This window comes from Bacillus thermotolerans, from assembly GCF_000812025.2.
GTDB classification, from domain to species: Bacteria; Bacillota; Bacilli; order Bacillales; family Domibacillaceae; genus Quasibacillus; species Quasibacillus thermotolerans.
The window spans coordinates 1-12,773 of record NZ_JWJE02000046.1 but is presented as its reverse complement, the minus strand read 5'-3'; the positions used below and the strand labels follow the sequence as shown (position 1 = coordinate 12,773).

13 protein-coding genes are annotated in these 12,773 nt (G+C 43.9%); 5 read left to right on the top strand and 8 right to left on the bottom strand.

Annotated features, from left to right (window positions below):
* Positions 1–36 precede the first annotated feature (36 nt).
* Positions 37–981, top strand: a complete 945-nt coding sequence (locus QY97_RS14805) for a DMT family transporter (protein WP_046128768.1) — start codon at positions 37–39, stop codon at positions 979–981.
* A gap of 559 nt (positions 982–1,540) precedes the next feature.
* Positions 1,541–2,335, top strand: a complete 795-nt coding sequence (blaOXA, locus tag QY97_RS14800; protein ID WP_039236729.1) for a class D beta-lactamase — start codon at positions 1,541–1,543, stop codon at positions 2,333–2,335.
* A 77-nt stretch (positions 2,336–2,412) separates the two neighbouring features.
* Here the strand turns inward: blaOXA and QY97_RS14795 are convergent, their stop codons facing one another.
* From QY97_RS14795 to QY97_RS14780, 4 genes are read right to left on the bottom strand one after another with little or no spacing between them, the layout of a single operon-like run.
* Positions 2,413–3,321 carry a sensor histidine kinase gene (locus QY97_RS14795; protein ID WP_039236726.1) on the bottom strand — a complete coding sequence of 303 codons (909 nt, stop codon included), beginning with the start codon at positions 3,319–3,321 and terminating at the stop codon, positions 2,413–2,415.
* A gap of 19 nt (positions 3,322–3,340) precedes the next feature.
* Positions 3,341–4,012, bottom strand: coding sequence for a response regulator transcription factor (locus QY97_RS14790; RefSeq protein ID WP_039236723.1), 672 nt, complete (start codon positions 4,010–4,012; stop codon positions 3,341–3,343).
* A gap of 10 nt (positions 4,013–4,022) precedes the next feature.
* Positions 4,023–4,802 (bottom strand): ABC transporter permease, encoded by a 780-nt coding sequence (locus tag QY97_RS14785; protein ID WP_039236720.1) that lies wholly within the window; start codon positions 4,800–4,802, stop codon positions 4,023–4,025.
* Positions 4,795–5,712, bottom strand: coding sequence for an ATP-binding cassette domain-containing protein (locus QY97_RS14780; RefSeq protein ID WP_039236718.1), 918 nt, complete (start codon positions 5,710–5,712; stop codon positions 4,795–4,797). The genes QY97_RS14785 and QY97_RS14780 overlap by 8 nt, the downstream gene beginning before the upstream one ends.
* 236 nt (positions 5,713–5,948) lie before the next feature.
* Between QY97_RS14780 and QY97_RS14775 the strand changes: the two genes are divergently transcribed.
* The 3 genes from QY97_RS14775 to QY97_RS14765 all read left to right on the top strand — a co-directional run bounded on the left by QY97_RS14775 (position 5,949) and on the right by QY97_RS14765 (position 7,435).
* Positions 5,949–6,257: a hypothetical protein gene (locus QY97_RS14775; RefSeq protein WP_039236715.1), complete on the top strand. Its 309-nt coding sequence runs from the start codon at positions 5,949–5,951 to the stop codon at positions 6,255–6,257.
* A complete protein-coding gene (locus QY97_RS14770; RefSeq protein ID WP_039236713.1) occupies positions 6,258–6,461 on the top strand; it encodes a helix-turn-helix transcriptional regulator in 204 nt (67 codons plus the stop codon).
* Positions 6,462–6,877: 416 nt separating this feature from the next.
* A complete protein-coding gene (locus tag QY97_RS14765; RefSeq protein WP_039236711.1) occupies positions 6,878–7,435 on the top strand; it encodes a helix-turn-helix domain-containing protein in 558 nt (185 codons plus the stop codon).
* Positions 7,436–7,762: 327 nt separating this feature from the next.
* Here the strand turns inward: QY97_RS14765 and QY97_RS14760 are convergent, their stop codons facing one another.
* The 4 genes from QY97_RS14760 to QY97_RS14745 all read right to left on the bottom strand — a co-directional run bounded on the left by QY97_RS14760 (position 7,763) and on the right by QY97_RS14745 (position 12,507).
* Positions 7,763–8,512 carry an SDR family NAD(P)-dependent oxidoreductase gene (locus QY97_RS14760; protein WP_039236708.1) on the bottom strand — a complete coding sequence of 250 codons (750 nt, stop codon included), beginning with the start codon at positions 8,510–8,512 and terminating at the stop codon, positions 7,763–7,765.
* Positions 8,513–8,790: 278 nt separating this feature from the next.
* On the bottom strand, positions 8,791–9,666 hold the full coding sequence (locus QY97_RS14755; RefSeq protein ID WP_039236705.1) for a cation diffusion facilitator family transporter: 876 nt from the start codon (positions 9,664–9,666) through the stop codon (positions 8,791–8,793).
* A gap of 254 nt (positions 9,667–9,920) precedes the next feature.
* Positions 9,921–11,819, bottom strand: a complete 1,899-nt coding sequence (asnB, locus tag QY97_RS14750) for an asparagine synthase (glutamine-hydrolyzing) (RefSeq protein WP_039236702.1) — start codon at positions 11,817–11,819, stop codon at positions 9,921–9,923.
* 442 nt (positions 11,820–12,261) lie between these two features.
* Positions 12,262–12,507, bottom strand: coding sequence for a M20/M25/M40 family metallo-hydrolase (locus tag QY97_RS14745; RefSeq protein ID WP_039236699.1), 246 nt, complete (start codon positions 12,505–12,507; stop codon positions 12,262–12,264).
* Positions 12,508–12,773: the final 266 nt, after the last annotated feature.

Genomic DNA, 12,773 nt, shown 5'->3' with positions numbered 1-12,773 from the left:
AATAATCAATTCGTTATAGGAGAGGTGATCAAAAAAATGAACCGGGATAAATGGTCTGGGGTCATAAGTGAAGTAGGATCAGACACACAATTAAAGGCTAATTTCATGATGCTGATCGTTACGATGCTTTGGGGGTCCTCTTATTTATTTATGAAGATGGGGCTCGATTCGTTTCAAGAGTTTAACTTAGTGGCCTTGCGTTTTGGCCTGGCCTTTATATTAGCTGGCGCTATATTTTACAAGCGTTTAATCCGCGTGGATATGAGAACGTTCTTTTATGGGTTTATATTAGGCACCCTCTTGTTTTTAGTCATGTCGGTGGTCACGATTGGATTAAAGTTCACGACTATTTCCAATGCAGGGTTTTTATTCAGTCTCTCAGTCGTATTTGTCCCGTTGTTATTGGCCGTCTTTTTTAGAAAAAAGCCAGAAAAGAAAGTGATTTTGGGTGTAGGCATCTCCATGACAGGGATTGCTCTGTTAACATTAAATCAGGCATTAACGATTAATCTCGGAGACTATCTGATGATTTTAGGCGCCCTATTGTATGCGCTGCAAATTATCGTGACAGGTACGTTAACGAAACATGTGGATTCCATCACACTGGGGATTTTACAATTAGGGGTTGCGGCAGCATGGGGCCTCCTATTTTCATTATTTTTCGAAAATCCACACCTTCCTAGCACAACAGAATCATGGGTATCCATCATCGGATTAAGTGTTCTATGCAGCGCGGTTGGATTTATAGGCCAGGCGGTCGCCCAAAAGCATACCACTCCCACGCACACTGGCCTGATCTTTTCCTTAGAGCCCGTCTTCGCCGCCTTGTTTGCTTTTATGTTCATAGGGGAAACCCTTCCAGCCAAAGGATATGCAGGAGCCGCTCTGATCTTAATCGGTGTCTTACTGGCTAAAATCCCTGTTAAAAAGCTCTTGATCCGAAGAAGATTCAATCAAACCGTTGACGGTTCCAAAGTCTAGCTTTGTATCTGAGGATGTGTAAAAGAGAACATTTAAAAAATAGAATATAAAGGTTTTAGACTGTAGACAAACTCAATGGAAATCGAGCGTCTACAGTCTTTTTATTTTGCCCGTAAACGGAGGCTGCCAGTTGCAGCGGTTTACAAGGTTTTGATATCCGATAGTCGTCACATACGTAAAGAGCCAGGTGTTTTCTTTTTATTTATCCCACTCTATGAGATCCATTCCAACCTTATCTGGTCTTTTTCAACTAACACATCCGTATAAAATAACAATTTTCAAGAGTTCACTTCTTCTTTTTGCTGTAACCAATTCCTAGAGCTCCAAAGAAAATCACCAATACAGCTACTAATATAGAAGTATCCACGTGATCACTCCTAACCTATATTTACAAGTTGTTACGACGCATAACCTTAAAGGCTCCCTTCCCTGCACTTTTTAACCTTCCCCCCCTTGAAAGCAAAAATGGTAATTCCAATTTCTGGTCACCCCCTTTATAATATGAACTGGCAGAATGATTTTACATCACGAACAATTTTCTAAAAAAGGGGGATGTAAAATGAACGTACGGAGAACAGCTGCTTTTCTTCTATTGTCTGTCGCGGTGATTCTTGCGGGAACGGGAACGATCCATGCGGAGCAGCAGAAAACAAAGGAACTAAGGCTGGGGGAACTTTTTAAGGAAACGGAAGGCACAATGGTGCTCAAAAACCTTAAAAATGAAAAGGTGTATGTGTACAACGAGGAAAGAAGCACGGAAAGGCTCACGCCTGAATCGACCTTTAAAGTGCCGCATGCGTTAATCGGGCTGGAGACGATGGCGGTTCGAGATGAGTATGAGGTAAAACGGTGGGATGGCGTCGTTAGGGAGTTTGAGAGCTGGAATCGCGATCACTCCTTAGCTTCCGCGATGCGGGAGTCGGCTATATGGTTTTATCAGGAGATGGCAAGGGACATTGGAGAAGCAAGGATGCAAGAGAACCTTCAAAAACTGGCCTACGGCAACCAGGATATATCAGGCGGGATTGACACCTTCTGGCTGGACAGCAGCTTAAAGATTTCAGCTGTTGAACAAGTGCATTTCATGGAAAAGCTCGTACGAGAAGAATTGCCCTTCGAAGAAAGACACCAGAAAACGGTCAAGCGGATGATGATCCAGGACGAGCAAGACGACTACACCCTTCATGGGAAAACAGGCACAAGGCTGTCCGATCTTGGACTAGGCTGGTATGTCGGTTTCATTAAGACAGACAAGACTACATGGGTGTTTGCGGTAAACGTCAACGGAAGCGGAACGGCTGCGAAAAACATCGCGCTTGAAGCGTTAAAGCAGAAGAACATTATGAAGGAATAAAATAAAAGAGCCTAAAAAAACACCTCGCAGCGCTTATTTAAGGCTTTGCGAGGCGTTTTTTGTTTTCTGTATTTTAATTAAGCCTTCCCCCTATTAACAGGAAGATAGATTCGAAGAACAAACCAATTGCCCTCAAGCTCCGCCTCCATTTTCCCATTCATCTTTTCCACTAGCTTTTTAGACAGGTAAAGGCCCAGCCCGCTCGCTTCGGCGTTTGTTCGGCTGGTGACCTCTGTGTAAAAGCGCATAAACACTTTCTCTATGGCTACTTTGCTGTCGGGCTTGATGTCATTTTTAACGCTGAGGATAAGGTCACCCCCCTCACTCTTATAGCTGATGACCGCTTGGCTTTTTGAATAACGAAGGATATTTTGCGCGACATTCTGGATCACCCGGGTCAGCATGAAGGGGTCCGCGATCACTTGCCAGTCATTCGCCTGCTCGGGAAATTGAAGTTCAATGCTCTTTTCCTCAAATTGGTCATAAAAGGACAAGAAGATGTCCTCCACTAAGCTGGAAAGAGGAACGGAAGATAAGGTCATTTCTTTTTGGTTCGTTTCGATGCGTGCTAAGTCATAAAAGTGGTCAGTCATTTCGATCAGGCGTTGGACCGATTGTTCGATAATAGTTAAATAGTGCGCCCTCTTCGTTTCATCGGTGGTCGCGCGTAACAGCTGGACGTAGCCGCTAATCGACGTGAGCGGTGTGCGCAGATCATGAGACAGTCCAGTGATAGATAGCTTCACGTTCTCCTCCATTTGCTTCGCTTGGCGGTTTTTCTCCTCAAACGCGTCGATCATTTGATTCAATTCATCCACCAGATCCATTAGCGCCTTCTCACGAAAATCCAGGGACAGCCGGCTGCCAAAACCAGCACGGGCCGGCATCTCCTTGATCTCCTGTTTTAGTTTCCGCAGCTGCCGCTTTAAGAAGTAAATGTATAAAAGAAGCGCCAATGCTAGGAAGACAACGATCCATGTCCACATCACATTCACGCTCCTTTCATTAATCGAATTTGAAGCCTATGCCCCATACGGTTTTAATATAGTTGGTCCCATCTGCGTTGAGTTTATTTCTTAAATTGCTGATATGCATATTAATCGTTTTATCATTGTCAAAGAATGGCTCATTCCACACACTTTCGTAAATGTTGGCGCGGCTGAAAACCTTTTGCGGGTTCTCGAGAAACAGGAGAAGAATGGCGTATTCGCGTCCAGTCAGATGAACGCTTTGGCCGTTCACCTCCACTTTGCGCGTATCTACGTTGACGCGGATGTTCTTATAATGCACTTCTTTCACCTGGCCCGCAGAAGACTTGGCCGCATGACGTAATTGGATCTGAATGCGTGCCAAAAGCTCCTTCACATCAAACGGTTTGATGAGGTAGTCATCTGCCCCGTTCATCAATAGCTCCACCTTCGACTCCTGGTCATTCTTGGCGGAAATTACGATCACAGGCACCGCTGAGTCCTGCCGGATGTCTTGAAGAAACTCTTCTCCGTTCATCCCCGGAAGCATTAAGTCTAAAAGCACGACATCAACGCTATGCTGCTCGTTTAACAGCTTTCCTTCCGTCCCCGAGTAGGCGCTGAGTGTGTCAAACCCATGCAGCTCCAGCGCCTCCTTGACCAAAGAATGAATGGCTGTGTCATCTTCAATAATTAATATCTTTGTCATACCGATCGACCTACTTTATGTCTGTTCGTTTAAACAGAATAATCCCTAAAGCTGATGATACCACGATTGTGATGAGGCTGACCAATATCATCTCAGAATATTTAGCGATACCCGCCGGACTGGCGAAATCTGAGTAAAACAAGAATGATTCTGTAAACCAGAATGTCACCTGCTTAAAGTGTTCTGTTTGCTGGAAAATGCCAGCCCCAAATCCTGTGCCAATGGTATAAAGGAAGCTCCACACGAGAGAGACGCCGCTATTTATCGTTAAAAAGCTGATCGTCACATAGATCGATACGTTCGCCAAAATTAATACATACAGCGTGCTAAAGGTTTTGAGTGCGTAACTCACGTAATCGCTGATTCCTGCCACTTCCCCAAAGCCAAACACGACTGAAAAGCTGACCATGCCCATGACCGTCATGATGACGACGCCGACGAGGGAAACGAGTGCAGCTGTCACGAGTTTGGACAGATAATAATGCGTACGGCTGCGGCCCAACGACAGCGCATTTCGAATCGTCCCATTTTGGAATTCTTCTCCAATAAAAAAGCTGATAAATGCACTCATAACAAGCAAGATGGTTAATCCATTTTTATCTATCATGAGAATGCCTGTTGCGCCATTGATGACAGTATCAGTAGCCTGGACGAGCTTGCCTCCATAATGCACGACCATTTTGCTGTTAGCGGCCTGATAGATCGGAAACAAGAATAAAATGCTTAAGACAATCCATAATTTTCGACTGCGAAGCAGCTTGATTCTCTCCGCTGTTAAAAGATTAAGCATGAGTGTTTCCTCCTGTTAACTGCAAGAAATAATCCTCGAGCTTTTGCCGAGTGGTGCCAATCCGCGACACATTTACATCAGCTAGCACTAATGAACGGTTGATGGCAGCCACGTCGTCTAAGCGTTCGTAAATGTTCATTTCCGTCCGGTTGATGACTTCATAATCTTTAATCCCTAATTCATCGAGCACAGCGACGGCTTTTTCCACCTCGGTCGTTTCCAGCTCAATGTATTGGCGGGTTTCACGGGCTAACTCTTCCCTTGAGAGCTCATTGATGAGTTTTCCTTCATGCAAAATGCCGTAATGCGTGGCGATTTGGGAAAGCTCATCCAGCAGGTGGCTCGACAATAAGACGGTGATCCCCCGCTCGGTCACCAGCCGCTGAATGATTTCGCGCATTTCCACCATTCCTGATGGATCGAGGCCGTTTGTCGGCTCATCTAAAATTAAAAATTCAGGGTTTGTCATAAGCGTGGAGGCAATCGCTAACCGCTGGCGCATGCCCAACGAGAAGTTCTTCGCTTTCTTCCTGCCGGTATGGCCAAGGTTCATTAATTGAAGCAAATCATCAATCTCCCGCTCGCTTACACCGCCGTTGGCCGCTTGCACCCGCAGGTTCTCCCGGGCTGTTAATTCCGGATAAAGGGCCGGCGTTTCAATGGATTGCCCCATCTTTCTCCGCGCCCGCTGCAGCCCCTTTGCGCTGGACTCTCCAAACAGCTCGATTTCACCTTCATTCATCGTGATCAGTCCCATGACGACGCGCATAAATGTCGATTTTCCCGCGCCGTTCTCCCCGATCAATCCGTAAATCACCCCCCGTTTAATCTCGATCGATACTTTATCGAGCGCTTTGTGTTTGCCATATATTTTTGAAACATTCGTTGCTTTCAGTATCGTTTCCGACATAAATAACCACCCTTTAACTGTTGATACACCTAGCATAAGCGACAGGTATAAATAATTTAGCTAGAAAAGTATAAAGAAAGTATAAAGAATTCCCCCATAGAAAAAACACCTCTACGTTTTTATGCAGGTATCTCTCCGCTCTCCCATAATGTAAAAAGTATTTGACATTTTTGAAGCTCATGCTACAATAATAAGTGTCAAATACTTTTTACATTTTTAATAAGGAGGAATAAAAAATGGATTGGGTGACACTTGTGTATTCAGTCATATTGTTAGCTTGCGGAATTTCTATTTTTGTGGCAACATTTTTTCAAAAAGGTGATGAAAGAAGGAGGTTTATCAACGAGAAAGCTCAATCATATGCGTTTATGGCAGTGTTCGGTATGTTACTTTTAGAAGTGGCCCAGTCCATTTATCTAACTGTTCAGGGGAATACTTCTTATACTAGTACTGGCAATGGGATTTCGCCGATCATGTTTCTGACAGTGATTTCCATTATGTATTTGTTAACATTACTAATTTACAGAAAAAAATATGGTGATTAAATGAAAAACCACATCAAGGAATTAAGAAAATCAGCTAAATTATCACAGGAAGAACTGGCTAAACTCTGTAAAGTATCCAGGCAAACAATAAATGCCATTGAGAATGATAAATACGACCCTACTTTACAATTAGCGTTCGACATAGCCTCTGTATTGAATACCACAGTAGATGAGCTTTTCATCAGTGAGCCTATGAAAAAGTGATAAATTGACAAATGTATACTCCCTCCTCACTTCTGAAATGACTGATAAACAGCTAGATTGTCACAAAGCCTCCTGCTTTGAAGACATTCATAATACCATCAATGCTTTTGTTCCAAAGTTTTTGCAATCGACTTTTCAATAATCGTTATAAATAGAATACAGCTTTGATTCATCAAGACCTAATTCGTAAAAAACCATAAAAAATAAAGGGCGATACGTATAGTCATGACTACTATGTATCGCCCCTATAGATGGGATTTCCACTTAGTTTTGTTCAGGATCACTAAGGTTTCTCTTATTTTATTTAGCACAATCTCCTTGCAAATAACTGCCACAATCAGGAACTGCCGCAGCTTTACAAGGTCTTGAATCTTATATATAATTTGCTGTAACAATCTGTATTTAGAGTAGATCAAATGAATCACGATATAGGCACTTTAATTAAAAATCTTCGCAAGTCAAAGAAAATGACGCTGAAGGAAGTATCTGAAAAAACGGATTTATCCATAAGCTTCTTATCTCAAGTGGAACGTTCCCTTTGCTCCATTACGTTGCAATCCTTGCACAAAATATCTGAAGCTCTTGGTGTGAGTCCCAGCTATTTCTTTCCTGACACCATACAAATGGACAACAACTTAATCAGACGAGGCAATCACAAACAACCGGAACACCAGACTTCATTCATCTATTCGGATCTTTCCGGAGATGTGACCGATCCCTTATTTGTCCCGCGTTTAGTGACCCTATTACCCGGGGACAAACGGGAAACTCCTTTTTCTCATAAAGGACAGGAATTTATTTATGTGCTCGATGGCACCTTGACCATCATTCTTGACAACACGGAATACGATCTTTACCCTGGGGACAGCATCCACATGGAGTCAACCAGACCGCATAACTGGTTTAACAAAACAGATCAACCTGTAAATTTTATAGTGGTTTCTTCCACCTCCCCCGCTAATCTACATAATTAAACTTTCGAACCAGCCGGTTGGTCATCGAAAGTGTTTTTTTATGGGCACAGGAGTGAGGGATCTTGAAGAAAATCAATGCCTGATCTTCTAAGCTGGCATCTGTTCTTCTGACTGGTCATCCTAGCGAATCCTCATCTGCGGGGTCTTGATGGCTGTAAGCTCCCCCGCTTCTAGCCGGCCAAACGCCTCGTCTTTTTGAAAAACCCAGCTATCTTCATAGGAGAAGATGAGCTGGGTTTCTTCATGATTTACGTGGAGTCATGATGTATACATCTATTTTTCACAACTAAAACCTTCTTCCTCTCACAGTAGATCTTTATTTACCAATCATGAGTTCATTTCCATGCCGCCAGATACAGGGGCATACGTTCCTGTCATAAAGGCACTCTGATCACTTGCGAAAAATAAAGCAGCACGAGCCACGTCCTCAGGGTTGGCGATTCTTCCTAGCGGAGTGAACATAGCTGTTTTTTCTTTTTCTTCTGCAGGAGTATGTTTAGTGGCGTCTGTGTCCACCATACCAGGTGCTACGGTATTAGCGGTGATATTATACGGTCCTAACTCCTGGGCCAGATACCTGACAAAGGAATTCATTGCTGCCTTTGCTGTTCCGTGTGCAATAAAACCAGGCAGGGGCTGATGGCTCAAACCACTAGAAATGTAGACTAGCTTCCCATATTTCTGCTCCTTCATCATCGGCAAGACGGATTTCGTTGAAATGAAAGCGGCCTTCATTTCTTCTTCAAGCTTAAGCCTAAATTCATCCCATTCCATATCAGAGAAGGATTTCATCGCAAAGTTAATAGCTGCGTTGTTTACGAGAATATCCACTTTGCCGAAGTGTGAAATGGTTTGATCGACGAGAGAACTCATATCGTCTTCATTTCTAACATCCGCTTGAACCGAAATGGCTTGTCCGCCATTTTCACGAATAGACGTGACGACCTCCTCTGCCGCACTCACATTATTGGCGTAGTTGACCACTACCTTTGCCCCGTGCTTAGCAAATAATGCGGCTGTCGCAGCACCAATCCCTCGACTTGCTCCTGTGATAATGGCTACTTTTTCATTTAGCATTAGCTATCTACTCCTTTACTTCGTTTAGAATGAACACCGATCTAGTCAGTAAAAGTCTTCCTGACCATCCCTCTCTCCATGATTGTATCATTCTTGCATCAGCAGTTTAATTGTTATGACTGGCTTCTTCCCACTCTCTCCTGGCAGTGGCCTTTAAATGAGATCTTGTGCAGGATAAAATAAAAAAAGCTCCCGGAACAAGGGAGCTTTTTTCTCTTCAACTGCTATTCTATCACCCATTGAGGAGACGGAGGGAATCGAGTGATTACGCCTTACGCTCACAGCACTTTAATATACGTAACAGGCTCTATGTGTATATGCGTATGATTAACCAAGTGTTTCTCTTTCATAATTTTTTCTACTTTTTTAGCGATTTTATTGCCTTCAATGACATCCAGGTTCGGATGAACTTTAATGACGACATCGACAAATATTTGGTTCCCTAGAGTTCTTGCTTTTATGTCGCTTATTAACTTAACCCCATCCACGGATTTAATGGTTTTTCGGAACTCATTCAGTTCTGACTTTTGAAACCCGTCTGTTAAACTATGAGAGGACTCCCAGAAGATATCCCAGGCCGTTTTACATATCATGGCTCCGACGATTAGGCCTGCTAACGGATCTAACCATGGCATGGAGAACTGGGAGCCAATGATGCCGACCGCCGCTCCGATACTGACCCATGAATCGGATAAGTTATCCTTTGCGGCAGCTAAAAGAGAAGGACTATTTACCTTTTTGGCAAGCCTTTTGTTGTAGCGGTAGACAGCATACATGACCATGGCACAAATGATAGCCACCCAGGCTGATAAGAGATCCGGACTTTCTTTTGATGGAGAAATAATATGTTTAAACGTTTCCACAATTACTTGTATACCTACAGACGCCATGATGAATGAAGCGATTAACGAAGCGATTGTTTCAGCCCGGTAATGCCCATACGGATGATTGTCATCTGGCGGCTTTTTCGATATTTTTAAGCCGATGAGAATGGAAATGGAAACCAATATATCCGTCGTATTATTGAGACCATCCGCGACTAAAGCTTTTGAGTTTGTCATAAGCCCGACAGCCATCTTCAATATGGACAAAACAATGTATGCACCAAGACTCAGCCAGGCTCCTTTTTCACCGTATTCTTGTTTGTCTTCCACTTTAGCTCCCTCTTCTCTGGTATACCATTTTATATTTTCTAAATTATCACACTACTTTTATGTGGGTCAATAGCAATGTTTTTCCGCTTTGACAATAGTTTTTCCTTTGGCTAAAACTATAAAAATAATTCAAAGAACTTTTTGGTATACCGTGCTTCGGAAGGATCATGGTATGGCTGCCCAGCTAAAGGCAAAAAAAAAGACCCAGACCGTGAGATGCCTGGGTACAGATTAGAAGAGAGATCATGACTTGTTTATAAAAGAACGGGCTGCTTGTGCGGCTGTTCGTGTACATGCTGAAACGTGTAGATCTTCTCTACATAGATCTGGTGCCAAATCATAAAGATAAGGATGGTCCAGATTTTTCGGCTGTTGTCTTTTTTGTTTTGTACGTGCTCCTCTAATAACCGAAGAACCTCCTGCTTATTCAACAGATGATCTGTTTGGCTCGTGCGGATGAGCCCGGCCGCCCAATCATATAATTCATTTTTCAGCCAGTGGCGGATAGGCACAGGGAACCCTAGCTTCTTTCGTTTCACGACATGGTCTGGCACAATGCCTTCTGCCGCTTTTCGAAGGACATACTTGGTTGTATGATGACTGATTTTCAGATCGGCTCCTATTCTGGCTGCCACGTTGAACACCTCTTTATCCAGAAAAGGAACACGCAGCTCCAGTGAATGAGCCATCGTCATTTTATCGGCTTTCAGCAAAATATCGCCTCTTAGCCATGTGTGAATATCCACATTTTGCATTCTTGTCACCGCATCGTATTCCGGCGAGCGGCTATAAATGGGGCGTGTAATATTCGTATAAGACAAGCCAGGCTTGTATCGCCAAAGCAAGGAGGCTTTCTCGCGTTCTTCAAATATTTTGGCATTCCCGATATACCGCTCTTCTAACGGCGTAGTGCCCCGCTCGATAAAGCTCTTTCCTTTAAACCCATCAGGCAAGGTGTGGCTGAGTGTCTTTAATAGCCCCTTCATCCGGTCTGGCATGTGATGAAACATCCGCAGCGAGTGACATTCCCGGTATATATTGTAGCCGCCAAACAGTTCATCCGCCCCTTCACCTGATAAAACCACTTTTACATGCTTTCTCGCTTCACGTGCTACAAAATATAAAGGAATCGCCGCTGGATCGGCCAGCGGGTCATCCATGTGCCAAATGATTTTAGGAAGCTCCTGCACGAATTCTTCCGGTGAAATCATGTGACTGATGTTTTCCAGCTGCAGAGCCTCGGCCGTTTCCTTCGCCACGTCGACCTCGCTGAAGCCCTCACGCTCAAAACCAACCGAAAACGTTTTGATCTTCGGATGTACCTGCTTCGCCAACGAGACGATAAAGGAAGAATCGATCCCTCCGGACAAGAAAGAACCGACCGGTACATCGCTTCGCATATGGACATGGACCGAATCTATCAATACATCACGAATTTCTTTTATAACCTCGGATTCAGATGAGGAGACAGGCCGGAATGTCGGCTGCCAATAAGGCTCGATCTTCATCGCCTGTCCAGGCCTTTGGATAAAGTAATGGCCCGCCGGCAGCTTTTTGATATCTTTCGTCACCGTATCGGGTTCTGGAACGTATTGAAAGCTGAGATAATGCTGAAGCGCTCCCAAATCTAGTTCATCTTCATACGCCAACACAATGCTTTTCTTCTCGGAAGCAACGTATGTACGGTCATCTTGTTCCAAATAAAAGAAAGGTTTGATCCCAAAGTGGTCTCGCGCGCCAAATAATACGTTCTCGACTTTATCCCATATCACAAAGCTAAACATCCCTCTCAGCTTTTGAACAGACCGTTCCTTCAGCTCACTGTATAGGGCAATAATGACTTCTGTATCGGATTCAGTGGAAAACGTATGCCCTTTCTCTGTCAATTCCCTCCGGAGCTCAATATGGTTATAAATTTCTCCATTAAAAATAATCCAATACCGTTCATTTTCGTACGAAAGCGGCTGGTGTCCGCTTTCGATATCAATGATACTCAACCGCTTAAATCCGAAGTTTACATATTCATCTGCATAATATCCCTCATCATCAGGCCCTCTATGGGTAATAAGAGTATTCATTTCCCTTATTTTTTGTTCCATCTCTTTTGATCGTTCATATGACTTTGCATGCATACATCCAACAAATCCGCACATAAAAAACACCTGCCTGGTTGTTTATTTTCTGAATGAAACCTTCACCGTGAGCGCTTAGCTTCCTCTTTTATAGAGTCAGCCACCGCTTCAGCGAGCTCCTCTACTCCTGTATCTGGATGGATGAAAGCACGACTTCCGCTAAGTGAGCCATCGCTTTAAGGCCAATTCAGCAGAATGGTCACCTAAACCTGGAGGAACGATATATTTAGCTGCCACAGCCTTCCCTCCGCTTCTTTTACAAAATACCCAAAACCTATAACTGTGTATTTTCTTTTCAGCTTCCTAATCTTTCTCTATACCCAATATTTTAAATATTAACAACTATTTAACAATTAATCACCTGAAATGATTATCTTTGTGATTGAAGACATATGGCCTCCATTGAAAACGCTAAATAGAAGATGGCCTGGCTTTATAGAAACCAGGCCATCTTCTATTCACTTTATTTATGCTGAGCCTTTAACCATTCCATCGCCACATTGGCGTGTAAGGCAGCACCATATTTGAACACATCTTCGTTCTGGTGCATGCGAGGGTTGTGAACCGGCGGCTCTCCCTCTTTGCCTGTGCCTAACACAACAAAGGCAGAAGGCACGGCTTGAGAGATGTGAGAGAAGTCTTCTGATCCGCCTAATGCGCCAAGATCGCCAATATTGTCTTTTCCCACCACCGCTTCTAAGGCCGGCATAATTTCTTGAACCTCCCACGACTAAAGTCGCGGGATTCTATTGCCCTTTCGGGCAGTAAAACCCTAAGACTTGTCGTCGTAGAATTCCTGCTTCATCAGGACTTGCCTGGCTGTTCCCAGGGCTTACTGTCCCTCCATTACTGTTAAAAAACAGTACCCGACGCCGCAGCCCGCAGCCGCAGCATCGGCAGGCACACCCCGCCGTTCCAGCGGTGTATGAGACACGGAAATCTTAAGCCGTAGCCAGCTCTTCTTGAAGAAGCCGG